This is a genomic window from Vibrio sp. 704, from assembly GCF_033339295.1.
Map to the genome: position 1 here is coordinate 1 of NZ_JAWOUH010000736.1, position 585 is coordinate 585.

Genomic DNA, 585 nt, shown 5'->3' on the forward strand with positions numbered 1-585 from the left:
GAGGCTGTTGCGCTTGCTGAGCGGCTTCCGCTCGGGTTTGCTGTTGGGCTGTTACACCTTGTTGCCCAGCGGCCGCTTGAAGCTGTCCTGCTAATCCGTATTGCGACTCTGGCTTATCTTGCTGGCTCGCCGTAGCTTTCAACGCACCTGCACTTAACGCGGCATTGATCGCTTTGTGGCTCACTTCACCATTAGCAGCCATTTGAACTGCTGGGTTGAAATTATTCGCCACCAGCGCATCAGGCATTGGTGCGGACGCAAGTTTATCGGCATGTTGAGCCATTGGCGCTTGCGCAGCGACGTGCTTCATCTCTTGCGCGTTCACGTATTGTGCTTGTTGCCCCATCGCGACTGCAGCGGCTGTTCGTTCGCTGCCGTTTCGTACATTGTTATGCTGCGTTGTATTCTGCTCCGCAAGAATGGCTTTCACGTCCGTTGGCAGCGCAACCAACTGGGCTAGCTCTTGCTCAGGAATATCCGCGACGACGTCACCCGTTCTCAAACCTTCAATGACATCGATTTCTTGTTCGCTCAGAGGTTTGCCTTGCGCCAACTTGGTATCAATGACTTCCAGCTCATCAATTG

Annotated in this window: 1 pseudogene; it reads right to left on the reverse strand. The window is 53.8% G+C overall.

Annotation, left to right across the window (positions count from 1 at the left end):
* Positions 1-585: pseudogene (locus R7R24_RS28820) on the reverse strand (flagellar hook-length control protein FliK); the annotation flags it as partial.